Here is a 21572-nt window from a genome sequence, read left to right as displayed (position 1 = left end):
TAAACCTCACTTATATAGTTTAAGGTTTAGTGCAGATTAAAAGTTATTCGCCGCTTAAAAAGCCGGCATAAACACCGGCTTAAAACATATTTAAGGCGCTAATACTGGCTGATTACTTATAACCATTAGGGTTATTGCTTTGCCAACGCCACGTATCTTGCATCATTTCATCAATACCTCGCTCAGCTTGCCAACCTAGTTCATTGAATGCCTTTTCAGTTGCAGCATAACAGGCGGCTATATCGCCAGAGCGACGTGGTGATATTTGGTAAGGTACGGCTTGACCACTGGCTTTCTCGAAAGCGTTGACCATCTCTAGTACTGAATAGCCGTTTCCTGTGCCAAGATTATAAATATGGGCGCCTGTATTATCGGCAATGCGTTCTAGTGCTTTTAAGTGACCTAACGCCAAATCAACCACATGGATATAATCACGAACACCGGTACCATCTTTTGTATTGTAGTCATCGCCAAATACGCTGAGTTTTTCGAGCCTTCCTACAGCAACTTGTGAAATATACGGCAACAAATTATTTGGAATATCATTAGGGTCTTCACCAATGAGGCCTGATTTGTGCGCCCCTACAGGATTGAAGTAGCGTAGTAATGCTAGGGCAAAACGGTCATCTGATTTAACAATGTCTTGCAGTATCATTTCAACCATAAGCTTAGATGTGCCATATGGGTTGGTTGTGCCACCCACAGGAAAATCTTCACGAATAGGTAAACTCGCAGGGTTACCATAAACCGTTGCAGATGAACTAAAAACTAATTTGAATACACCTGCATCACGCATGGCATCCACTAATGTAAGGGTACCTTGTACATTGTTTTGATAGTACTCAATAGGTTTAGCAACAGATTCGCCTACAGCTTTTAAACCAGCAAAGTGGATGACGCTATCAATGTTATGATGCTTGAAAATCTCATCAAGGCATTCTCTATCTTGTACATCACCTTGATAAAAAGTAATTTCTTTTTCAGTGATTTGCTTAACGCGTTTAAGCGATTCGTTGGATGAGTTACTTAAGTTATCAAGAACAATAACTTCACTGCCTTGTTGGAGTAGCTCTAACACTGTATGAGAACCGATGTATCCAGCTCCGCCGGTGACTAAAATGGCCATAAAAGCTCTAAGATTAATACGTGGTTGAATAGCCTCTATTTCATCATACTTTGTAGCAAAATTATATTCTAAATTTACAATAGTAAGGGGTGTCTATTGTCTTGCTTTGGGTTACATTTTATACCATATTGGTTACAAGTGAACGATGTGGTTAAGCTATAGTTAAAGGTGACTGTTTAGTTTATATAATCGTATTTCGATGGAGAGAAAGATGAATACATTAAAGAAAATAACTCTCGCTATGATATTTGTATTGCCAGCCTTCACCTATGCGGGAGAGGCAAAGGTAAAATGGCACGACTTTGATGATTATCGGGATGTACGCCCAGGGAATAACTCAACTAAAGGATCATTTCATAAAAGCGTAGCGAACAACCTTGAAAAACACTTTAGCAAGCTTGCTGAAAAACTACCAGAAGGGTATACGCTTAATGTTGAGGTGACGGATCTTGATCTTGCTGGTGATGTTCGTTTTGGTTCGATGAACGAACTGCGCATTATTAAGCCAATTTATTTTCCTAGAATCGATTTAAATTATTCAGTGACAGACAAAAGTGGCAAGGTATTAAGCGAGGTCAACGATGTAAAACTCAAGGACATGGGCTTTATGGATCGTATGAAAATGGGCCGTGATGAAGCTTATTATTACGATAAACGTTTAATCACGGATTGGTTTGAAGATGAGCTATTACCATCGTTAAACCTTGGCGAGTAATCACTATAAGCTGTAAGCCGTCAGCCATCAGTTAGGCACGGCCAAGCAGGCTTGACGTCTACGTTTGATGTAGGCGTGAAATTTATTCCGCGCGATAGCCTCTATTTACAATAAATGAAATAGAGGCTTCTACGTTACTTGAACGTCGCTAATAGTTGTAATAACTGTTGAAGCTTAATAACTGTTTTTTTCAGTTTTTCTTCGTCCATCCCGTCGTTGCTTAAGCTTTCTACATCAGCAGCAACATCGAGAACATAAGGTTTAAAGCGTTTGGCTTCAAATTCAAAACCAGCGTCTTGTGCAAATAAGGCTTTAAACTTACCATGGCCTTGTTGTTGTAGGTCATCTAATTTTTTATCGGCATCAAGTGCCTGACGATAAACAATTTTTAAATTAGCATTGAGCTGTTCAATGATCGAATCCATTTTTTTCCTAAAGCTTTAGACTGCAATGCCGATATAGTACGTGGATTGTTATAAAAAGTCAGGTAGTGAACTATGAATATATCAGGATCAAATTTACCGGCAATGAGTGGCGGTGGCGAAAGTGCGGAGCTTTATAGTGCTGCTCTTGCAAAAAAACAGCAAAAAGCTGAAGGTGCTGCTGCACTTGCGCTTATTGAAGGTGCTGCAGTAAATACGAGCGCCGCACAAACACCTGCAAAGTCTGTAACCGCAACGCTGGGTAATAATATAAACGTTTACGTGTAACTAAACTAGATTGAGGTCGATAGGGGTTTTACTTTTTTCGCCACCGATCTCTCTAACTAGTTTGGGTACTAAAAACCCAGGTAATGCTGCTAGCATGTCTGACATTATTTTTTTTGCTAGTTGCTCAGGTATATCAAAATGACTCGCCCCTTCCACTTTATCGAGTAGGTGCAAGTAATAAGGCAGTATGTCAGCATCGAATAGAGCCTCACTGAGGGCTATTTGCGCGCTTGCTGTATCATTTATATCTTTTAATAACACCGCTTGATTTAACAAAGTGACCCCCACTACTTTTAGCTTTTGCATAGCCGCTTTAAAGTCATCATCAATTTCGTTTGCATGATTAATATGGTTGATAAACACCACTTTTAAAGGTGATGCTGCAAAACGGGCACACAGCTCATCGGTAATTCTTGCTGGGATCACCACAGGCAAGCGGCTATGAATACGTAGGCGTTTAATTTGTGGAAGCTGTTCTAACTCATCCATAAACCAACTAACAGCATCATCTTTAGCCATTAATGGGTCGCCACCACTTAAAATAACTTCGTTAATGTTGGTATCTGCTTTTATATAGGCGAGGGCTTCAATTAAGCTGCGCTTATTCAATTGATTTTCTTGATACGGAAAGTGGCGTCTAAAACAATAACGACAATTGACCGCACAGCCTGTTTTAAACATAACCAAAACACGAGAGCGATACTTGTGTAATAAACCAGGTTGGTCGTTATCTTGCTCTTTTAATGGATCTTTGTTGTATCCTGTTTGTGCTAAAAATTCTTGGTGCCTTGGCATTACTTGCAGCAAAAGTGGGTCGTTGATGTCGCCATAACGCATTTTTTTGATAAAAGGCTGCGGCACGCGGACAGGAAAAAGACTGCGTGCTTTGAGGTCTTTTTCGTCTACTTTGCTTGATAATCCTAGCATTTCTAGCAAGCGTTCAGGGCAAGTGACAACATTTGCCAATTCTTTTTGCCAGTTTTTATGCAAATTTACTTCATTTCTTTGTATCATTGACACGTAGACTACTCGAAATTATTTAGACAGAGGAAACGATGGCGAATTATAGCACCAATGAGTTCAAGGGCGGCCTAAAAATTATGTTAGACGGCGAACCTTGCAGCATCTTAGAAAATGAAATGGTAAAACCAGGTAAAGGCCAAGCGTTTAACCGTGTTCGTATTCGTAAACTTATCACAGGTAAAGTACTAGAAAAAACATTCAAGTCAGGTGAAACAGTTGAAGGTGCAGACGTAATGGATACAGATTTAGCGTATCTATACACTGACGGTGAGTTCTGGCACTTTATGAACAACGAAACATTTGAGCAAATCGCTGCTGATGAAAAAGCGCTTGGCGACAATGCAAAATGGTTAGTTGAAAATGACGTGTGTACAATCACACTTTGGAACGGTAGCCCAATCGCTGTGACGCCACCAAACTTTGTTGAATTAGAAATTACTGAAACAGATCCAGGTCTAAAAGGTGATACAGCGGGTACTGGCGGTAAACCAGCAACATTAAGCACAGGTGCTGTTGTTCGTGTTCCTCTATTCGTTCAAATCGGCGAAGTGATCAAAGTTGATACACGTAGCGGTGAATACGTGAGCCGTGTTAAGTAATAGGCTTAATTAAGCAATTTATTATAAAATCCCAGCTTCTGCTGGGATTTTTTTTGGGAATCACTTTATGTCTAATGTCCTTTGGCAACCAAGCGCCGATATTGAAACATTACGCGAGCGCGCTGCAATCATTCGCTGCATTCGTGAGTTTTTTTACACTCGTGATGTGATGGAGGTTGAAACGCCCAGCCTTAGTGCTGCCAGTGTAACCGATGTGCATTTAGCCACATTTAGCACAAAGTTTGTTGGCCCAGGCCATGCTGGTGGCTTGCCATTGTATTTACAAACGTCACCTGAGTTTGCCATGAAGCGTTTACTTGCTGCGGGCTCTGGTGCTATTTTTCAGCTTTGTAAAGCATTTCGAAATGAAGAAGCAGGAAGCCATCATAACCCTGAATTTACAATGCTTGAGTGGTATCGCCCTGGTTTTGATGAATTTGCGCTTATGGATGAAATGGATGAGCTTATGCAATTAGTGCTCGGCGTAGAACCCGCAGAGCGACTAACTTATCAGCAAGCCTTTATTAATGCTTTAGCTGTAGACCCTTTAACGGCTGATATCAGCACATTACAGCAACTAGCAACAGAGCAGGGTTTTGCCGATATTGCTGCGCATGAAACACATCGCGATACCTTGTTGCAGCTATTATTTTGTATGAAGGTAGAGCCAACGATTGGCCAAGAAAAGCCTTGTTTTATCTATCATTTTCCGGCTTCGCAAGCAGCGCTTGCACAAATTTGCCAGCATGATGAGCGGGTAGCAGGGCGCTTTGAGTTGTATTTTAAAAATATGGAACTGGCAAATGGCTTTAATGAATTAACGGATGCTAAAGAGCAGGCTGCTCGCTTTAAAGAAGATAACCAATACCGTGAAGCGAATGGCTTAAAACAAGTGCCAATGGATGAGCGTTTAATAGCAGCACTTGAAAATGGGCTACCGCAATGTGCGGGTGTGGCACTGGGAATTGATCGACTCATTATGCTGGCAACGAATAAGCAAAAGATTAAAGACGTACTCGCCTTTGATGTTGAAAGGGCTTAATTGTAGAGCGGGTTTACCCCGCGATTTTCGTTGATTTTAAAAGCGCGACATAAAGTCGCGCCTACGATTTATAGCTCGTAAATAAATGTCACGCCGGCAACCATAGGTTCGCCTAGTTGTGTGTAAGTGTGAGTCGCGTAACCATCTAATGGGTCGTTACCAAACTCAAAGCCACGGGTTGGTACGTCTTCGTCAAATAAGTTACGTGCCCATGCATTAATGCTCCAATTATCACTTTCATAACCAAACGAAGCATTCACTAAGTTAGTGCTTGGCGCTTTTGAGTTATGGCTATCAGAGAAGTAGTAATCGTCTTTGCCTTCTACACCAATTGATGCGTAAAGTGCTGGCGTAAAGTTATAGCGCGCAGTGAATGCATATTGGTATTTAGGTGCTTGTGCTTGGTCACGACCATCTTGATCAAGGCCTGATTGTGCAACAAAGTCATTAATTTCAGTGTGTAGATAACCCGCACTACCAGTGAGTAGCAGATTATCGGTGGCTTGGAAGCTGCCTTCAATTTCTAAACCGTAGTTTTCGCCAGAGCTTGCGTTATCGATATAGCCTGTGAACTTTTGACCTTCAACTTGCCACGATTTTAGCTGCATATCTTCGCGATACATGTAAAAAGCGGCGAGGCGTAATACAAATCTATCGTCAAGTGAGCTGCCTTTCACACCAAACTCACCGCTCCATAAATATTCAGGGGCAAATGATGTGTGATTCGCAAAGAAATCAGCATCTAGATTTAAGCCTTCATCTTTTGCTTTTGCCAGTGCTTCAGAGTTAATACCGCCCGCTTTGTAGCCACGAGTAATACTGGTGTAGATCATGGTGCGATCAATCACTTGGTATTCAAGTGCAAGCTTACCACCTACCATGACATCATCGGTTTCTTCAATAAAGCCATTGTTATCAATGTAGTCGCCTTGGTATTGCTCAACGCGCAGACCCGTAATTAAGGTTGTTTTTGGTCCTATAGGGGTTGCTACTTGACCATATGCAGCGATGTTGCTGGTTTCATAATTTGAGGTAAATGGTTGTGTCAGCCATGTGTATTGGCGTTCTAAATCAACTTCACGACCTTGATAATAAATGCCCGCTACCCATTCGCCAGACTTGCTATTAAATTGTAGTTCGGCCGCTTGATCTTTACGATCGCGCAAGTAAGTATCTGTTGAGCTATAGCCCCACTCATGTAAACCTGCGGCGCAAAGCTCTGGCTGAGCTTCATCATTACACACCCAATCTTCGTCAAAACTGTAAAGTAGCTCACTGTCGATACCTGACACATTAAGGCTTACATCAAATAAATCGAAGCCGGTGTACGTATTGGCAAGGCCAACTGCAATGCTTTCTTGGTTATCTTCGCCAGGCTCATCAGCAACACTGTAACGGCTATTATCGAGTGTGAATGCATCGTAGCCATTATTAATATCAATATAGTGAACACTCAGTTCTGTGCGTAAGTTGTTTGTTAGCTGGCTGTGTAATTTAAAGCGAGAAACGAGCTCGTCTTGTTGCTGGGTATCTTTATTTAAATAACGGTTTTCAACATAACCATCAGACTCACGTTGATAAATGCTGGCGCGCACTGCGGTGTCGTCGGTAATACCCGTGCCGGCAGCAATACCTGCCTCATAGCTGTTGTAATTACCTGCGCCAAGCTGCACTTTTACACTTGGATCAAGGGTTGGTGCCGCTGATTCCATTTGAATCATACCGGCAAGTGCATCAGCACCAAAGCGTGTACCTTGTGGTCCACGGTAAATTTCAACTTGGTCAACATCAAATAATAATGAACTACCACCAAGGCCAGAGTAGTTAATACCGTCGATCACCAAACCTACGGATGGGTTAATTGGGTCAACAAACTGTGAGCGTAAACCAACACCACGAATTTGCACATAACGACCACGTGATGCGCCAGACGTAAAGTTTACATTCGCGGCACTTGCTAGCATCTCATCTAAAAACTTAGCGCCTCGCTGATTGATCTCATGATCAGAAAATAAGCTGGCGCTGGCGCTAAGTGTTTGAATACTTTCTTTTTGGAAATCACCAGTGACTAAAATTTTTTCTAGCTCACCGTCTTCAGCATAAGCGATTGTTGATGCTGCAAATAATGGCAAAATAGCAGCAGATAATAATGATAAACGTCGTTTCATGCGGTTCTTAACTCCATTTTAGGGACTGCTATTCTAGCAAGCCTGCTGGCCAAATGGCTATTGCTACCCAAACAAAGTGAATCTTTAGGTTGTTTAGGTATTTATGATATAAACGCAGGCAATTATACGTAAATTGATTAGGAATACGACTATGACCTTTAAAGTTGACTTTAAAGTGCGAGATTATGAGTGCGATTTACAAGGCATTGTTAACAACAGTGTGTATTTTAATTATCTTGAGCACGCACGTCATGAGTTTTTACATGCTAAAGATATCGATTTTGCAAAATTAGCCAAAGAAAAAGTGAATCTTGTAGTGCTTCGCAGTGAAATGGATTACAAAGCCTCTTTAGTACCTGGCGATGAATTTTATGTTGTGGTAGAACCTGAGCGAGTTAGTCGACTAAAGTTTGCTTTTAGACAAACTATTTATCGTAAATATGATGATAAAGTTATGCTGCAAGCATTTGTAATTGGCACGTCAGTTAATGAAAAAGGTCGTCCTTTTTTACCAGAAGAAATCGATAAGTTATTCAAATAACCCGTGTTGTTCTATAAAGAGCTAGCTTAGAACATTTTTTTACAGATAAAACATGTTTTTTTAACGATCAAACACGTTAAATATTGTTATCATTACTAAATTGAAAATAAAGTCGAAAAACATATGAAGCTAGTCGCCTTGCCAATTCTTTTTGTATTATTTTGTGTGGGATGCTCATCAACTGGGAGCGTGTCAAGCGAACACTTAAAATACACACAATGGCAGCTATCAAAAATAAATGGTTTATCTATCCCTGTGTCACAAAGTGCATCAATGCGTTTTATTGAAGCCATGCAAATCAATGGCTTTGCGGGCTGTAATAAATTTTTTGGTGAAGGGCAGCTCGTCGAAGACACATTGAAAGTAAATAAGCTAGGTATGACTCGTAAGTCATGCGGTGAAAAAGTGGATGAGCTAGAACAGAAATTATTAATGACTTTAAAGCAAGGCGCAGCAATTTCACTGAATGATGAAAAGTTGGTGTTACAAGGCGAGCATCACTTCACTTTTATCGTTAAAAACTAAAACGCTTAGCTTGCAGCTATTTTTTAACTCACGTACACTCATTGTGTTTTTATAAAACAACGAATTTAAACTTGTCGGAGTGCCTTTAATAAGGCTGAGATCGCGAAAGCGGGATCCGTGAACCTGATCAGGCTAACACCTGCGTAGGGAACAAGCTGCCTCACCGGGCGCTTGTGCGCCAAATATAGGGGCATAAGCGGCATATAGGCTGCAACAGTAAGTGTTTATCTTACTAACGATCCAATGGCGTTTGCCACTCTCTATTGCACTTGCAATATCTGACAAGACAACCCTTAAAGCAATGAGGTAAGTCATGTCAAACACACCAACTAAACCGTCTCGCCGCGAAACACGTGCGGCTGCATCAGATTATATTTACAACCTAACCGGTCAACCTTTTCCTAACTCACATAAAGTCTATGTTGAAGGCACACAAGAAAACGTACGTGTGGGAATGCGTGAAATCACCCTCAGCGATACCTTTATCGGTGGTACTGAAGAGAACCCCGTATTTGAACCCAATGCGCCAATTCGTGTTTACGATACTTCGGGCCCATACACTGACCCTGATTTTCAACTTGATGTACGTAAAGGTCTTGAAAAGTATCGTGAAAAGTGGATTGAAAAGCGTGGTGACACTGAAATTTTAGACTCAGTGACGTCGCAATTTTCTCAGCAGCGTATGGCAGATGAAGGGTTAGATCATATCCGCTTTGAACATCTACCAAAGATCCGCCGTGCCAAAGCGGGTAAAAACGTTACCCAAATGCATTATGCGCGACAAGGTATCGTGACGCCTGAAATGGAATATGTGGCGATCCGTGAAAACATGGGACGCGAAAAAATTCGTGAAGAGTTACTCGCAGCCCAGCACAAAGGCGAATCGTTTGGCGCTAGCATTCCTGATTTTATTACCCCTGAATTTGTGCGTGATGAAATTGCCCGTGGTCGTGCCGTGCTTCCTAACAACATCAATCACCCAGAAACTGAGCCGATGATTATTGGCCGAAACTTCTTAGTTAAAGTGAACGCGAATATTGGTAATTCGTCGGTCACTTCATCAATCGAAGAAGAAGTAGAAAAAATGGTGTGGTCTACTCGTTGGGGCGCTGACACGGTAATGGACTTATCAACGGGTCGCTATATTCACGAAACCCGTGAGTGGGTGGTACGTAACTCACCAGTACCAATTGGTACCGTGCCGATTTATCAAGCCCTTGAAAAAGTAAACGGTGTTGCCGAAGACCTAACGTGGGAAATTTTCCGCGATACCTTGATTGAACAAGCAGAACAAGGTGTTGATTACTTTACTATTCATGCTGGGGTATTACTGCGTTACGTGCCAATGACCGCAAAGCGTGTGACCGGTATTGTTTCGCGTGGTGGTTCAATCATGGCGAAATGGTGTTTAGCGCATCATAAAGAAAACTTTTTATATACTCACTTTGAAGATATTTGTGAAATTTTAAAACAGTATGATGTGTGTTTCTCATTAGGGGATGGCTTGCGTCCGGGCTCTATTGCCGATGCCAATGACGAAGCCCAGTTCAGCGAATTACGTACTTTAGGTGAGCTGACCAAACTTGCTTGGAAACATGATGTGCAAGTGTTTATCGAAGGCCCAGGCCATGTGCCAATGCATATGATCAAAGAGAACATGGAAGAGCAGCTAAAACACTGCGAAGAAGCACCGTTTTACACTCTTGGCCCATTAACCACGGATATTGCCCCTGGCTATGATCATTTCACATCAGGTATTGGCGCTGCGCAAATTGCGTGGTACGGCTGCGCCATGCTGTGTTATGTAACCCCTAAAGAGCATTTAGGCTTACCGAACAAAGAAGACGTTAAAGAAGGTTTGATCACCTACAAGATTGCTGCCCATGCCGCCGATTTAGCAAAAGGCCACCCTGGGGCGCAAGAGCGCGATAACGCACTATCAAAAGCGCGCTTTGAGTTTCGTTGGCACGACCAATTTAACATCGGTTTAGACCCTGAACGCGCTCGCGAATATCATGACGAAACGCTGCCGCAAGAATCGGGCAAGATAGCTCATTTTTGCTCTATGTGTGGTCCTAAATTCTGCTCAATGAAGATCACCCAAGAGGTACGTGATTACGCTAAAGATCTTGAACAAAGAGGTATTGATTTTAATACCTTGGGTGAAGGCATTGAAATCAAAATGGTTGATGTCGAAGCCGAGATGAAAGCGAAATCAGATGAGTTCAAAAAAACAGGATCTGAGATTTACCACAAAGCAATTTAGGCTAGTTGTAGGCGCGATTTTATATCGCGCTATTTGCTTAAATCTTATCGTTTAAGGCTGAGGTTAATATGTCTTACAACATTGCAGTGATTGGTTTTGGCTTAACGGGGCGCTTAGCGGCATTGGCGTTAAGTAAGCAGCATCAAGTTACGGTGTTTGAGCAAGATGATGAACATGCTAGCAACAGTGCTGGTAGCGTTGCTGCAGCGATGTTAGCCCCCCTTGCTGAATCAGTCCTGTGTGAACAGGATTTAGCCCTACAAGGGCTTAATAGCATCACTCGTTGGCAGCAAATTTTAAGTGAACTTGATGACGCTGTGTATTTTCAACAAACAGGCAGCTTGGTGGTTGCTCATCAGCAAGATAAGGGCGATTTACACAGTTTTGTGAGTCGCTTAAAACCGCTTGAAAGCTATCAAGCACAGACATTGGTTGGCACTCAAATCGCTGACCTTGAGCCAGAGCTAGCTGGGCGGTTCCATCAAGGTGTGTATTTACCTTGTGAAGGGCAACTCGATAATCAGGCATTTTATAGCGCTAGTTTTAAAAAGCTTACCTCGCAAAGAGTGCAATTTAACTTTGGCTGTAAAATTGCATTGAACGCTCATCAAGTGAATGGGCAAAGCTATGATTATGTGTTTGATTGCCGCGGCTTAGGTGCTAAACAATCTGAACCTTTACTGCGTGGAGTAAGAGGGGAAGTGGCGCGTTTATATGCACCAGAGGTGAACCTAACCAGACCGATACGACTGATGCATCCGCGCTATCCAATTTATATTGCTCCTAAGCCAAATCATCAATTTGTGATTGGTGCGACTGAAATCGAATCGCAAGACCGAGGTAAAGTCACCGTACGCTCGGCGCTGGAGTTATTGTCTGCTGCTTATACGGTGCATAGCGGCTTTGCTGAAGGGCGTATCGAGAGCTTGCAATCGGGGCTTCGTCCAGCGTTTGCAGATAACCGCCCGAAAGTCACAAAACAAGGTCGAGTGATCTGCATTAATGGCTTATACCGTCATGGCTATTTACTTGCGCCTCAGGTGGTCGATGATGCAGTGAGCTTAATTGCTTAAGGATAAAAATGAATATTTTAATTAATGGTCAGTCAGTTACTGTGAATGATAATACATTGCTGACTCAGGCGTTAAGTCAATTTGGCGCAAGACCGCCATTTGCCGTTGCCGTTAATGGTGACTTTGTGCCGCTCAGCCAGTGTGACGCTAAAACCCTCAACGAAGGCGACAGCATTGAGCTATTGTCGCCAATTCAAGGAGGCTAAGATGGATAGTTTTTCGGTTTATGGTGAACAATTTTCCAGTCGTTTACTGATTGGCTCAGCATTGTATCCTTCACCGAGTGTTATGCAGGATTCGATAGTGGCCTCACAGGCTGAGATTGTAACCGTTTCACTAAGACGTCAGCAAAGCGTTGCTGCGGGTGATGATTTTTGGCAATTGATAAAAAATACCGGGTTAAAAGTGCTGCCAAATACGGCGGGTTGCCATAGTGTGAAAGAAGCGGTGACCTTGGCGCAAATGTGCCGAGAAGTGTTTACCACTGACTGGATTAAGTTAGAACTGATTGGTGATGAATATAATTTACAGCCTGATCCAATTGCACTGCTCGAAGCCACTAAAATTTTATTGGCTGATGGCTTTAAAGTTTTACCTTATTGCACTGATGATTTAGTACTGTGTCAGCGCTTAGCTGATTTAGGCTGCGAAGTACTTATGCCTTGGGGCGCACCGATTGGCACGGGTAAAGGCTTGCTGAACCCTTACAACTTAAAAATGATCCGTGAGCGCTTGCCAAACCATACTTTAATTGTTGATGCAGGCTTAGGTTTACCATCTCATGCCTGCCAAGCGCTTGAATTAGGGTATGATGCCGTATTATTAAATTCGGCAATTGCAGGTGCAGGTTGCCCAGTGACGATGAGTAAAGCGTTTAAGAGTGCTGTAGAGGCGGGGCGGTATAGCTATGTGGCCAAAGCGATGCCAGAGAAAGACGTAGCAAGCCCATCAACGCCGACGCTCGGTATGCCATTTTGGCATCAAGAATAAAATGTGAGGAATAACATGAATCAGGTTGTATGGACCATAGCAGGCTCAGATTCGGGCGGCGGTGCAGGAATTCAAGCCGACATTAAGGCAATGCAAAGTTTTAATGTACATGGCTGTACAGTTATTACTGCTTTAACGGCACAAAATAGTTTAGGTGTAGAAGCGCTAAACCCGATTTCAACAGAAGTGATTGAGTCGCAACTATTAGCCTTAGCCAGTGATATGCCTGCCAGTGTGATTAAAATTGGCATGCTTGCCAATGTGCAGCAAATACAGCTTATTAGTGAGCATTTAAAACATTATAAAGCAACTTGGGCAGAACCGCCTTTGGTTGTTTATGATCCGGTTGCCATTGCCTCGAGTGGTGATTTATTAACAGAAGAAGATACCGTTAGTGCCATCAAAGAGTGTTTATTGCCATTAGTCGATGTTGTAACACCGAACACCCACGAAACGCAGTTATTAACCGGTGTTTATTTGATTGGCCCAAGTGCAGTGAAAGAAGCCGCTGAAAAGTTAACAAGCTATGGTGCAAAAGCGGTGATTATTAAAGGGGGTCATTGGGATTACCCAAGTGGCTATTGCATTGATTACTGCGTGCAAGGCGAACAAGCATATTGGCTTGGCAACGAAAAAATTCAAACTCCGCATAGTCATGGCACTGGATGTAGTATGGCGTCGGTAGTTGCTGCTTGCTTAGCAAAACAGTACCCACTTAAAGATGCCTTTATTTTAGCGAAAGCCTATATAAACCAAGGTTTAAAAGCGGCTGTTCGCTATGGTGAAGGTATTGGTCCTGTTGCACATACTCGCTTTCCAACAACACTGGCGGATTACCCACAAGTCATCGAAGCGGGGAGTTGGTTAGGTGATGAGCTCGACTTTGATTGCCCGGCTAATTTTACCATGGCAGCAGGCTTTGCAGAATGTGACTCTAAACAGCTTGGGTTATATGCCGTTGTTGATACCCTTGATTGGTTGGAGAAGTGTTTAGCCGAAGGGGTTAAAACGGTTCAATTAAGAATGAAAAATGCAGACGATGCAGCACTTGAAGAGTCGATTGCAAGTGCGGTTATGCTGGGGCAGAAGTACGATGCGCAGGTGTATATTAATGATTATTGGCAATTGGCGATTAAGTACGGCGCTTATGGTGTGCATTTAGGACAAGAAGACTTACAAACCGCTAATTTAATTGCCATAAAAGAGGCAGGGTTACGCTTAGGTGTTTCGACCCATGGTTTTTATGAGATGCTACGCGCGCATAATTACAGACCAAGTTATATGGCGTTTGGCGCTATTTACCCAACCACCACTAAAGACATGACGGGGCAAATTCAAGGCTTAGAAAAGCTCGAAAAATTTGTGCCGCTAATGGCCGATTATCCAACAGTCGCAATTGGTGGGATTGATTTATCACGTGCAGAGCAAGTTGCGAGTACGGGGGTTGGCAGTGTTGCAGTAGTACGTGCGATTACTGAAGCCGAAGACTACCAAACAGCCATTGCCAAGTTAAAACTGCTGGTCGAAGGTCAGTCTTAATATGAGCGCGTTAAGCGACAAAGAGCAAATTCGTTATAGCCGCCATTTACTATTAAAAGAGGTGGGGCATGCGGGCCAGCAAAAGTTAAAGTCTGCGCATACTGTGGTTGTCGGGGCGGGGGGACTTGGCTCTCCAGCACTGTTTTATTTAGCGGCGGCTGGAATCGGAACGCTCACTTTAATAGACGATGATAAGGTTGAGCTTTCAAACCTACAGCGACAAATACTGTATAAAATAAACCATATGGGGCAGGCAAAAACACAGGCAGCTGCCAAGGTGTTAAGCAGTTTAAATAATCAAATAACGGTTAAACCTTTATGCCAAAAGCTTGATGAAAGTAACTGTGCTGAGCTTCTTGAGGGTGCTGACATCATCCTTGATTGCAGTGATAACTTTGCTACCCGTTATTTGGTTAATCGTTATTGTTTAGCTAAATCTATCCCACTTGTATCAGCTGCTGCTATTGCAACACAGGGGCAGGTGATGAGTTTTGATTTTCGTCATAAACATAGCCCTTGCTATGGTTGTGTGTTCCCGCAAACGGATGAACAGACAGCGCTTAATTGTGACAATGCTGGGGTATTGAGCCCGTTGCTCGGTGTTATGGGGAGCATGCAAAGTTTATTGGCTATCAATATATTACTTGGCCATAAAGCGGGCAGTGAGTTTATTCAATTTGATGGGCTAACACTAAAACAGCAGCGCTTTAATATTCAAAAAGATAGTGAATGCTCAGAGTGTAATCGTGAGGGTAGGCGCGATTTATAGTGAATTTTAAGCAAACCACTTTTGCTAAAGTGGTTTGCTTAATTGAACTTATTAGTCGTTAATTTTCGCAAAGGGTGTGCCCATACGCGTCACTGTTTCTGGGTGTTGATCTGATAAGAACTCAGCTTGATTTGCACCCCAAGCTAAAATAACGGTAGAGCCTAACTTAAAGCGGCCCATTTCTTCACCCTTCTTAAGGGTAATCGCATTGTCACCTTCAGTTGGGTAATTCCAACTAAATACATCTTTACCCGCTGGTGGCGTTACAGTGCCTGCCCAGATAGTCTCGATGCTAGCAACAATTGTCGCACCAACCAGCACCATAGCTAGTGGGCCAATTTCGGTTTCAAAGATAGCCACAACACGCTCGTTACGAGCAAATAGGTTAGGTACATTTTGTGCTGTTAACGGGTTTACCGAAAATAAATCACCCGGTACGTAGATCATTTTGCTCAGCGTACCATCAACAGGCATGTGAATACGGTGGTAATCTTTTGGTGCTAAATAAATAGTCGCAAACTTACCGCCTAAAAACGGCGCTGTGTCTTCTTCTTTGCCACCAAGTAGTGCTTGTAAGCTGTAGTCGTGGCCTTTTGCTTGGATGATTTGACCGTCGACTACATCGCCTAATTGGCTAATTGCACCATCAACTGGGTGAGCAATAATGTCGCTTTCTTCAGCAAGTGGACGAATGCCTTCTTTTAATGGGCGAGTGAAAAACTCATTAAAAGTTTTGTAATGAGCTGGATCTGGGTATTTAGCCTCACTCATATCAATTTTGTATTGTTTGATAAACAATTTAATTAAGGCCGTTGTTAAGCCACCCGCTTTTGCTGCTGCTAACTTGCCAACCATGCGCGAAATGAAATGTTTTGGCATGGCATATTGCATAGCAATTTTGAATTTATCTAAACTCACTTGTTATTTCCTAAATAGTTATACGCGAGGAGCGCGTGCACCAGCACGGCCGTCGGCCATAGTTTCTAAAATTCGGTGGTAACTGTCAAAGCGAAGTTCTGAAATTTCACCATCATCAACAGCTTGGCGAATTATACAGCCAGGATCGTTTAAATGCTTACAATCGCGAAAACGACAGCCACCAATAAAATCACGGAACTCTTTAAAGCACCACGTAACGCGCTCAACATCTAAATGCCATAAGCCAAACTCACGAATTCCTGGTGAGTCGATTAGGTTACCGCCATTTGGTAAATGGTGTAATCGCGATACGGTGGTTGTATGCTGGCCAAGGCCGCTGTTTTCAGAGACTTCTTGAGTTAAAATTTCAGCGTCGGGTAGCACTGTATTGACTAAGGTTGATTTACCCACACCACTTTGACCAACAAAAATGCTGTTTTTATCTACCAGCTTTTGCTTTAGCTCATCTATGCCATGACCTGTTTTATTACTGACTAACAGTACTTGATAACCTAGCTCACGATAGATATCGAGAATTTCATCAATAAAAGCAAGGCCTTCATCGTCTATTAAATCTATTTTGTTAAGTACCAAAATAGGCTCAATACCCATGTCTTCACAGGCAACTAAATAACGGTCAATAATGTTTGGCGTAAACTCAGGCAGTACCGCCGAGACCATTAAAATTTGGTCGATATTGGCAGCGACGACTTTCACTCCGTCATAAAAATCAGGGCGTGTTAGTTGTGAGCGACGTTCATGGGTTGCTTCAATAACGCCTGCTAAGTCGCCTTCGCTGACTTTTGCACGGCGAAAAATAACTTCATCACCACACACAAGGCTTGATACGGTTCTGCGTATATTACAGCGCAGCACTTCGCCTGATTCGGTTTCGATATCGGCATGTTGGCCAAATCGACTGATCACAACCGCATTTTCGGCAGGGCCTAAATTATCATTTTGCCATTGCACTGCAGCCCCTTTCTGTTGCTTTTTATCTGCATTAGAGAGGCGTTTTTGGTGATTGGCCTTAATTCGACGTGATTGGCCTTTACTTAATTTCTTTTGTTTTGCCACTTTTGGCCCATAACTTGATTAAATGTCGGGCTTTTTGAAAAAAAAGCTTTAGGTCGACTGATGATACTAATATGATATATCTAAATGCGTTGGATCTAAAGGAAAGCACCGCTAAGGTAACTATGTCTTTTCATAAATCAAATCTTATCTGGCTCGACCTGGAAATGACTGGCCTCGAACCAGCAACAGATAAAATACTCGAAATTGCCACTGTTGTCACCGACAGTGATTTAAACATCTTGGCTGAAGGCCCTGTTATTGCTATTCATCAAAGTGATGAACTGCTTGATGGCATGGACGAGTGGTGTACAACTCAGCACGGTCAATCTGGTTTAACAGCTCGTTGTAAAGCAAGCACATTCACTGAACAAGATGCTATTGATCAAACACTGGCATTTCTAAAGCAATGGGTACCTGCGGGTGCTTCACCTATGTGTGGTAATTCTATCGGCCAAGACCGCCGCTTTATGAATAAGTACATGCCTGAATTGGAAAACTACTTTCACTACCGTAACCTTGATGTGAGTACAGTTAAAGAACTTGCACGTCGTTGGAAACCTGACGTATTAGCGCAAGTGAACAAAAAAGGTTCACATCTAGCCCTCGACGATATCAAAGATTCGATCATGGAATTAAAGATTTACCAAGAAAAATTCTTTAATTTGTAAAAAACATTTGCAAACACATCGGATTATTGTAGAATCCTGCCCCGCTTAAGACGTTAACCCTCGCGGGGTTCGTATGTCTCTAAGTAATTGAATGCGGCACTAGCTCAGTTGCCAGAACGTTTTACCGCAACCTTCAAGGTTGTGCAGCAACGGACAAATTACTGATTACTTTTGAATGCGGCACTAGCTCAGTTGCCAGAACGTTTTACCGCAACCTTCAGGTTGTGCGCCAACGGACAAATTACTGACTACTTTTGAATGCGGCACTAGCTCAGTTGGTAGAGCGCAACCTTGCCAAGGTTGAGGTCACGAGTTCGAGCCTCGTGTGCCGCTCCAATTTCTAACCAAAAGAAATTGGCTTAAGTTTCAAGAAGAAAGTAATTAACTTGAAGCTTGTAACTTAAAACTAGTAACTTATTTTGCGGCACTAGCTCAGTTGGTAGAGCGCAACCTTGCCAAGGTTGAGGTCACGAGTTCGAGCCTCGTGTGCCGCTCCAATTTCTCACCAAAAGAAATTGGCTTAAGTTTCGAGGGGAAAGTTGAAAGCTCCAAGCTATTCCAACTTTTAACTTGAGTCTTATAACTAGTAACTTATTGTGCGGCACTAGCTCAGTTGGTAGAGCGCAACCTTGCCAAGGTTGAGGTCACGAGTTCGAGCCTCGTGTGCCGCTCCAATTTCTCACCAAAAGAAATTGATATAAGTTTCAAGGGGAAAGTTGAAAGCATTAGCTTGTAACTTGAATCTTGTTACTAGAAGCTTTTTGATGCGGCACTAGCTCAGTTGCCAGAACGTTTTACCGCAACCTTTAAGGTTGTGCGCCAACGGACAAATTACTGACTACTTAAAAGCGGCACTAGCTCAGTTGCCAGAATGTTTTACCGCAACCTTCAGGTTGTGCGCCAACGGACAAATTACTGACTACTTATAAAGCGGCACTAGCTCAGTTGGTAGAGCGCAACCTTGCCAAGGTTGAGGTCACGAGTTCGAGCCTCGTGTGCCGCTCCAATTTCTAGACAAATCCCAAAACACTTTTTCAAAACAATACAATCAAAAGCTAAGTTTTACTTACAGCTTTTAGAGTTGACCTTGAATCGTCGCGACAATACGTCTTGCACCACCCTGATCTCGGTGTTCACCTAAATAGATACCTTGCCAAGTACCTAGCATTAAACGGCCTTGATTAATTGGAATGGTGAGCTCAGCACCTAATGTACTGCTTTTTATGTGGGCTGGCATATCATCATCACCTTCATAATCATGACGATAATAACTTTGTCGTTCTGGCACAAAATGATTGAAGTGACTTTCCATATCCATTCGTACAGTAGGATCTGCATTTTCGTTAATAGTTAAGCTTGCAGAAGTATGCTGAATGAAAAGATGTAACAAACCAACTTTGTATTGCCTTATTTCAGGAAGTTGACGAAGTAGCTCGTCATCAATGATGTGAAAGCCTCGTGAACGAGGCTTCAATTGAATGGTTTTTTGCTGCCAGCTCATAGTTTATCAAAGCTAACTTCAATATTAGCGTTACCATCAGCTGAAGTGAATGGAATTAACACCTTAGCACCCTCACATTTATGAGCGATTGTATGTCCTTTACCAGACACAACGACAGGTGTTGCCATATCAAACTCATAGCCTTTTTCGCCGAGTAGGTTTTTAGCGCCACCTGTTACCATATTGGTAATTTCGCCCACCATGTCAGTGACTTCTTCATTGACTGAGTCTGGTCGCTCACCTAGCATTCTTTCCATAATGGTTAATGCTAGATTTTCATCAAAAGTAATTGATAGTGAGCCTTTTGTTTGTGGCCCCACCATACCAATCAAGCCCGACACATCGCCACGGGCTAACTCATCTTTTTTTAAACTTGGTTTACCCGGTTTTAATTCTGTTTGAGCCATGGTGCTCAATACATTCAATAATGATGATAAAAAAGGGTTGATGAACTCTACATTCATTGTTTATTTTCCCTCAGATTACGCAGTTAAACTGTTTTTCTAACTATAAGTGTAGTGGCTGTATGTGACAGCGCACTTAATCTTTGCAATTTTCACATTTACCGTGAGCTTCGATAGTTTGTCCTGAGACAATAAACCCACTCTCTGCGGCTAGGTTATTTAGTTCGTGTGAAATAACGGTTGAGTGTAATTCTTTAACATAGCCACAACTGTCACATATGAGTAATTGTACAGGGTGAATATGATCAAAATGATGGCACAACATAAATGAGTTGGTACTTTCAATTTTGTGAATAAAGCCAAGTTCTGACAAGAAATCGAGAGCACGATAAATAGTGGCAGGTTTTGCGCCTGACTCTGTTAATTTAAGTTGTTCTAATAAGTCATAAGCACCAACGCCACCCTGAGCACTTGCTAGCAGGCGGAATACTTTCTCACGGATAGGTGTGAAACGTGCCCCACGATTATCGCAGACTTGTTTTGCTTTACTGACGAGTGATTCTATATTCATCTTCTCTTATCCTTACGCTACCGTGATATACTAACATACTGTATTGTAGTTGCAGTGTTTTTATTCGCTAACACGTTTTATAGGGAGTTTTCTTAATGAATGAATTGCTTGCTGCATTCATTTTCTTTTTTGCCGTCATTGACCCTATTGGTACAGTGCCTGTATTTATTGCTGTTACTCGTTGGGATGATGCTAAATTTAAGCGTAAAGTTGCGTTAAAGGCAGTTGGCGTTTCTGCATTAGTTTTATTGTTCTTTGTGATTGCTGGTGAACTACTTTTAAACGCGATCAATATTCCGCTTTCAGCGTTTCAGATTGCCGGAGGTATCGTATTATTAATTTTTGCCTTGTCGATGATATTCGGTGAAAGTAAACCTGAAACTGAAATCAAAAGCGTTCGCGACAGTACCGAAACTGCTATTTTTCCATTAGCCATTCCTTCTATAGCCAGCCCAGGTGCCATGCTTGGTGCGGTGCTAATGACTCGAAATACAGAATACACTTGGTATGAGCAGCTTGTAACATCATCAATCATGCTTTCTGTATTAGTGATTGTGTTGGTTTTATTATTGCTCGCAACACATGTACATAAGTTAATTGGCGATAGTGGGGCAAGTATTATTAGCCGAGTAATGGGATTAATTTTATCTTCCGTGGCTGTGACTAATATTTTGGGGGGAATTGCTCATTACTTTGGTTTAGCTGTGACAGCATAATTTAAATTTAAAGTGCATTTTCAGTAATTTAAATTTTGAATTATTGCCTGCTTTTATCTAACTTAAAGGAAGGCAATATAAAATTTAAGGAACAAAGAATGCTCATTAAAAATGTTATTTTATCTATTTTTCTGATTTTTAGTTTAGGCGCTTGCATGGAGCCAACCTATGATAGTGGTAAGCTAAAAGTGATTGAAGTGACCGACCACGATTTTAAAATTAATGGGGAGAGCGCCGTTACGATAATTGTAGGCCATGCTAATGTGGCGGAATACAGCTTTTCTATTCGTAAAAGTGATCTTAAAAAGGGCACACTTTTGCAGTCTGAGTCTGATAACAATTCAAATGTGCGTGCCGATGGTACTTTCTTTAGCGAGTATTACGTACAGTCAAAAGATCATGATACACATGCATCCATTGAAATTGTAGAGATAGATCCTGCCCAGAAAGTTGCTCGCATTGCAGTGGGTGCTAAATTGGTTAATCTGAAAAATGAAGATTATAAAGAGCTTGAAATCACTGTTTTAGAGCTTACAGGCAAAAACCTTGAGCACCTTCTAAACGAAGTGAAAATGTAGTCTTTACATTTTTATTTTATTCATCGAAGAAGTGAGATTGCAGTACACTTCTT

The 21572-nt window shown here is 42.1% G+C and carries 24 protein-coding genes, 4 tRNA genes and 1 riboswitch; of the genes, 19 read left to right on the top strand and 9 right to left on the bottom strand.

The features are described from left to right. Nucleotides 1–112 precede the first annotated feature (112 nt). On the bottom strand, nt 113–1126 hold the full coding sequence (galE, locus tag L3V41_RS05035) for a UDP-glucose 4-epimerase GalE (RefSeq protein WP_062568517.1): 1014 nt from the start codon (nt 1124–1126) through the stop codon (nt 113–115). Nucleotides 1127–1337: 211 nt separating this feature from the next. On the opposite strand from galE, the gene L3V41_RS05030 reads away from it, so the two are divergent. Further along, nucleotides 1338–1841 carry a DUF3016 domain-containing protein gene (locus L3V41_RS05030; protein WP_237127243.1) on the top strand — a complete coding sequence of 168 codons (504 nt, stop codon included), beginning with the start codon at nt 1338–1340 and terminating at the stop codon, nt 1839–1841. Between the two features lie 134 nt (nt 1842–1975). Here the strand turns inward: L3V41_RS05030 and L3V41_RS05025 are convergent, their stop codons facing one another. Beyond that, nucleotides 1976–2266, bottom strand: a complete 291-nt coding sequence (locus L3V41_RS05025) for a prephenate dehydrogenase (RefSeq protein WP_237114499.1) — start codon at nt 2264–2266, stop codon at nt 1976–1978. Nucleotides 2267–2338: 72 nt separating this feature from the next. Between L3V41_RS05025 and L3V41_RS05020 the strand changes: the two genes are divergently transcribed. Beyond that, entirely contained in the window at nt 2339–2551 is a 213-nt protein-coding gene (locus tag L3V41_RS05020; protein ID WP_193987872.1) for a hypothetical protein, read from the top strand. Here L3V41_RS05020 and epmB read toward each other — a convergent pair whose 3' ends face one another. Continuing rightward, nucleotides 2552–3565 carry an EF-P beta-lysylation protein EpmB gene (gene epmB, locus L3V41_RS05015; protein ID WP_193987871.1) on the bottom strand — a complete coding sequence of 338 codons (1014 nt, stop codon included), beginning with the start codon at nt 3563–3565 and terminating at the stop codon, nt 2552–2554. Between the two features lie 41 nt (nt 3566–3606). Here epmB and efp point away from each other — a divergent pair, with 41 nt between their 5' ends. Further along, the gene (efp, locus tag L3V41_RS05010) at nt 3607–4173 is read left to right on the top strand and encodes an elongation factor P (protein WP_062568522.1); all 567 of its coding nucleotides are present in this window, start codon (nt 3607–3609) and stop codon (nt 4171–4173) included. Between the two features lie 67 nt (nt 4174–4240). Continuing rightward, nucleotides 4241–5215, top strand: a complete 975-nt coding sequence (gene epmA / locus L3V41_RS05005; RefSeq protein WP_237114497.1) for an elongation factor P--(R)-beta-lysine ligase — start codon at nt 4241–4243, stop codon at nt 5213–5215. Between the two features lie 68 nt (nt 5216–5283). Here the strand turns inward: epmA and L3V41_RS05000 are convergent, their stop codons facing one another. Continuing rightward, the gene (locus L3V41_RS05000) at nt 5284–7383 is read right to left on the bottom strand and encodes a TonB-dependent receptor (protein ID WP_062568524.1); all 2100 of its coding nucleotides are present in this window, start codon (nt 7381–7383) and stop codon (nt 5284–5286) included. A gap of 151 nt (nt 7384–7534) precedes the next feature. Between L3V41_RS05000 and L3V41_RS04995 the strand changes: the two genes are divergently transcribed. From L3V41_RS04995 to L3V41_RS04960, 8 genes are all read left to right on the top strand, one after another. Next, the gene (locus L3V41_RS04995; protein WP_062568525.1) at nt 7535–7924 is read left to right on the top strand and encodes an acyl-CoA thioesterase; all 390 of its coding nucleotides are present in this window, start codon (nt 7535–7537) and stop codon (nt 7922–7924) included. 189 nt (nt 7925–8113) lie between these two features. Next, entirely contained in the window at nt 8114–8449 is a 336-nt protein-coding gene (locus tag L3V41_RS04990; protein WP_284438293.1) for an META domain-containing protein, read from the top strand. Nucleotides 8450–8514: 65 nt separating this feature from the next. Further along, a riboswitch (TPP riboswitch) is annotated at nt 8515–8616 on the top strand. Nucleotides 8617–8762: 146 nt separating this feature from the next. Further along, on the top strand, nt 8763–10715 hold the full coding sequence (gene thiC, locus L3V41_RS04985) for a phosphomethylpyrimidine synthase ThiC (RefSeq protein WP_228074338.1): 1953 nt from the start codon (nt 8763–8765) through the stop codon (nt 10713–10715). 68 nt (nt 10716–10783) lie between these two features. Then, nucleotides 10784–11788, top strand: coding sequence for an FAD-dependent oxidoreductase (locus tag L3V41_RS04980; RefSeq protein ID WP_193987868.1), 1005 nt, complete (start codon nt 10784–10786; stop codon nt 11786–11788). 8 nt (nt 11789–11796) lie between these two features. Then, nucleotides 11797–11994 carry a sulfur carrier protein ThiS gene (gene thiS, locus L3V41_RS04975; RefSeq protein WP_237127242.1) on the top strand — a complete coding sequence of 66 codons (198 nt, stop codon included), beginning with the start codon at nt 11797–11799 and terminating at the stop codon, nt 11992–11994. A gap of 1 nt (nt 11995) precedes the next feature. Beyond that, nucleotides 11996–12778 carry a thiazole synthase gene (locus tag L3V41_RS04970; RefSeq protein ID WP_237127241.1) on the top strand — a complete coding sequence of 261 codons (783 nt, stop codon included), beginning with the start codon at nt 11996–11998 and terminating at the stop codon, nt 12776–12778. Between the two features lie 15 nt (nt 12779–12793). Beyond that, on the top strand, nt 12794–14317 hold the full coding sequence (thiE, locus tag L3V41_RS04965) for a thiamine phosphate synthase (RefSeq protein ID WP_062568530.1): 1524 nt from the start codon (nt 12794–12796) through the stop codon (nt 14315–14317). 1 nt (nt 14318) lies between these two features. After that, the gene (locus L3V41_RS04960; protein WP_237127240.1) at nt 14319–15086 is read left to right on the top strand and encodes a HesA/MoeB/ThiF family protein; all 768 of its coding nucleotides are present in this window, start codon (nt 14319–14321) and stop codon (nt 15084–15086) included. Nucleotides 15087–15137: 51 nt separating this feature from the next. Here the strand turns inward: L3V41_RS04960 and asd are convergent, their stop codons facing one another. After that, nucleotides 15138–16004, bottom strand: a complete 867-nt coding sequence (gene asd, locus L3V41_RS04955; protein ID WP_171038291.1) for an archaetidylserine decarboxylase — start codon at nt 16002–16004, stop codon at nt 15138–15140. An 18-nt stretch (nt 16005–16022) separates the two neighbouring features. Beyond that, nucleotides 16023–17081 (bottom strand): small ribosomal subunit biogenesis GTPase RsgA, encoded by a 1059-nt coding sequence (gene rsgA, locus L3V41_RS04950; RefSeq protein ID WP_237127239.1) that lies wholly within the window; start codon nt 17079–17081, stop codon nt 16023–16025. A gap of 122 nt (nt 17082–17203) precedes the next feature. Between rsgA and orn the strand changes: the two genes are divergently transcribed. The 5 genes from orn to L3V41_RS04925 all read left to right on the top strand — a co-directional run bounded on the left by orn (nt 17204) and on the right by L3V41_RS04925 (nt 18755). Further along, nucleotides 17204–17749, top strand: a complete 546-nt coding sequence (gene orn / locus L3V41_RS04945) for an oligoribonuclease (RefSeq protein WP_237127238.1) — start codon at nt 17204–17206, stop codon at nt 17747–17749. Between the two features lie 260 nt (nt 17750–18009). Next, nucleotides 18010–18085: transfer RNA gene (locus L3V41_RS04940), tRNA-Gly, on the top strand. Nucleotides 18086–18170: 85 nt separating this feature from the next. Then, nucleotides 18171–18246 (top strand) — tRNA-Gly (locus L3V41_RS04935). A gap of 101 nt (nt 18247–18347) precedes the next feature. After that, nucleotides 18348–18423: transfer RNA gene (locus L3V41_RS04930), tRNA-Gly, on the top strand. A gap of 256 nt (nt 18424–18679) precedes the next feature. Then, a tRNA-Gly gene (locus L3V41_RS04925) sits at nt 18680–18755 on the top strand. A gap of 69 nt (nt 18756–18824) precedes the next feature. On the opposite strand, the gene L3V41_RS04920 is transcribed toward L3V41_RS04925, so the two are convergent. The 3 genes from L3V41_RS04920 to L3V41_RS04910 all read right to left on the bottom strand — a co-directional run bounded on the left by L3V41_RS04920 (nt 18825) and on the right by L3V41_RS04910 (nt 20225). Beyond that, nucleotides 18825–19250, bottom strand: coding sequence for a secondary thiamine-phosphate synthase enzyme YjbQ (locus tag L3V41_RS04920; protein WP_237114491.1), 426 nt, complete (start codon nt 19248–19250; stop codon nt 18825–18827). Further along, entirely contained in the window at nt 19247–19714 is a 468-nt protein-coding gene (locus L3V41_RS04915; RefSeq protein ID WP_062568535.1) for a chemotaxis protein CheX, read from the bottom strand. Before L3V41_RS04915 ends, L3V41_RS04920 begins: the two co-directional genes overlap by 4 nt. Before the next feature lie 76 nt (nt 19715–19790). Continuing rightward, on the bottom strand, nt 19791–20225 hold the full coding sequence (locus tag L3V41_RS04910) for a transcriptional repressor (RefSeq protein ID WP_062568536.1): 435 nt from the start codon (nt 20223–20225) through the stop codon (nt 19791–19793). Nucleotides 20226–20320: 95 nt separating this feature from the next. Between L3V41_RS04910 and L3V41_RS04905 the strand changes: the two genes are divergently transcribed. Together L3V41_RS04905 and L3V41_RS04900 are read left to right on the top strand one after the other, a co-directional pair. After that, complete coding sequence (locus tag L3V41_RS04905; protein ID WP_062568537.1) at nt 20321–20941, top strand: MarC family protein; 621 nt, start codon at nt 20321–20323, stop codon at nt 20939–20941. Nucleotides 20942–21039: 98 nt separating this feature from the next. Then, nucleotides 21040–21519: a hypothetical protein gene (locus tag L3V41_RS04900; RefSeq protein ID WP_237127237.1), complete on the top strand. Its 480-nt coding sequence runs from the start codon at nt 21040–21042 to the stop codon at nt 21517–21519. Nucleotides 21520–21572 lie beyond the last annotated feature (53 nt).

It is taken from the genome of Pseudoalteromonas sp. L21 (assembly GCF_021728035.1).
GTDB classification, from domain to species: Bacteria; Pseudomonadota; Gammaproteobacteria; order Enterobacterales; family Alteromonadaceae; genus Pseudoalteromonas; species Pseudoalteromonas arabiensis.
This window is presented reverse-complemented; position numbering and strand designations above follow the sequence as displayed.

Coding starts and splice junctions, on each gene's coding strand:
- L3V41_RS04905 (WP_062568537.1), top strand. CDS start 20,321: ATGAATGAATTGCTTGCTGCATTCATTTTCTTTTTTGCCGTCATTGAC.
- L3V41_RS05025 (WP_237114499.1), bottom strand. CDS start 2,266: ATGGATTCGATCATTGAACAGCTCAATGCTAATTTAAAAATTGTTTAT.
- L3V41_RS04980 (WP_193987868.1), top strand. CDS start 10,784: ATGTCTTACAACATTGCAGTGATTGGTTTTGGCTTAACGGGGCGCTTA.
- orn (WP_237127238.1), top strand. CDS start 17,204: ATGTCTTTTCATAAATCAAATCTTATCTGGCTCGACCTGGAAATGACT.
- L3V41_RS04920 (WP_237114491.1), bottom strand. CDS start 19,250: ATGAGCTGGCAGCAAAAAACCATTCAATTGAAGCCTCGTTCACGAGGC.
- thiS (WP_237127242.1), top strand. CDS start 11,797: ATGAATATTTTAATTAATGGTCAGTCAGTTACTGTGAATGATAATACA.
- L3V41_RS04910 (WP_062568536.1), bottom strand. CDS start 20,225: ATGAATATAGAATCACTCGTCAGTAAAGCAAAACAAGTCTGCGATAAT.
- thiE (WP_062568530.1), top strand. CDS start 12,794: ATGAATCAGGTTGTATGGACCATAGCAGGCTCAGATTCGGGCGGCGGT.
- L3V41_RS04900 (WP_237127237.1), top strand. CDS start 21,040: ATGCTCATTAAAAATGTTATTTTATCTATTTTTCTGATTTTTAGTTTA.
- epmA (WP_237114497.1), top strand. CDS start 4,241: ATGTCTAATGTCCTTTGGCAACCAAGCGCCGATATTGAAACATTACGC.
- epmB (WP_193987871.1), bottom strand. CDS start 3,565: ATGATACAAAGAAATGAAGTAAATTTGCATAAAAACTGGCAAAAAGAA.
- L3V41_RS04960 (WP_237127240.1), top strand. CDS start 14,319: ATGAGCGCGTTAAGCGACAAAGAGCAAATTCGTTATAGCCGCCATTTA.
- L3V41_RS04995 (WP_062568525.1), top strand. CDS start 7,535: ATGACCTTTAAAGTTGACTTTAAAGTGCGAGATTATGAGTGCGATTTA.
- L3V41_RS05000 (WP_062568524.1), bottom strand. CDS start 7,383: ATGAAACGACGTTTATCATTATTATCTGCTGCTATTTTGCCATTATTT.
- L3V41_RS05020 (WP_193987872.1), top strand. CDS start 2,339: ATGAATATATCAGGATCAAATTTACCGGCAATGAGTGGCGGTGGCGAA.
- efp (WP_062568522.1), top strand. CDS start 3,607: ATGGCGAATTATAGCACCAATGAGTTCAAGGGCGGCCTAAAAATTATG.
- L3V41_RS04915 (WP_062568535.1), bottom strand. CDS start 19,714: ATGAATGTAGAGTTCATCAACCCTTTTTTATCATCATTATTGAATGTA.
- L3V41_RS04970 (WP_237127241.1), top strand. CDS start 11,996: ATGGATAGTTTTTCGGTTTATGGTGAACAATTTTCCAGTCGTTTACTG.
- L3V41_RS05030 (WP_237127243.1), top strand. CDS start 1,338: ATGAATACATTAAAGAAAATAACTCTCGCTATGATATTTGTATTGCCA.
- thiC (WP_228074338.1), top strand. CDS start 8,763: ATGTCAAACACACCAACTAAACCGTCTCGCCGCGAAACACGTGCGGCT.
- galE (WP_062568517.1), bottom strand. CDS start 1,126: ATGGCCATTTTAGTCACCGGCGGAGCTGGATACATCGGTTCTCATACA.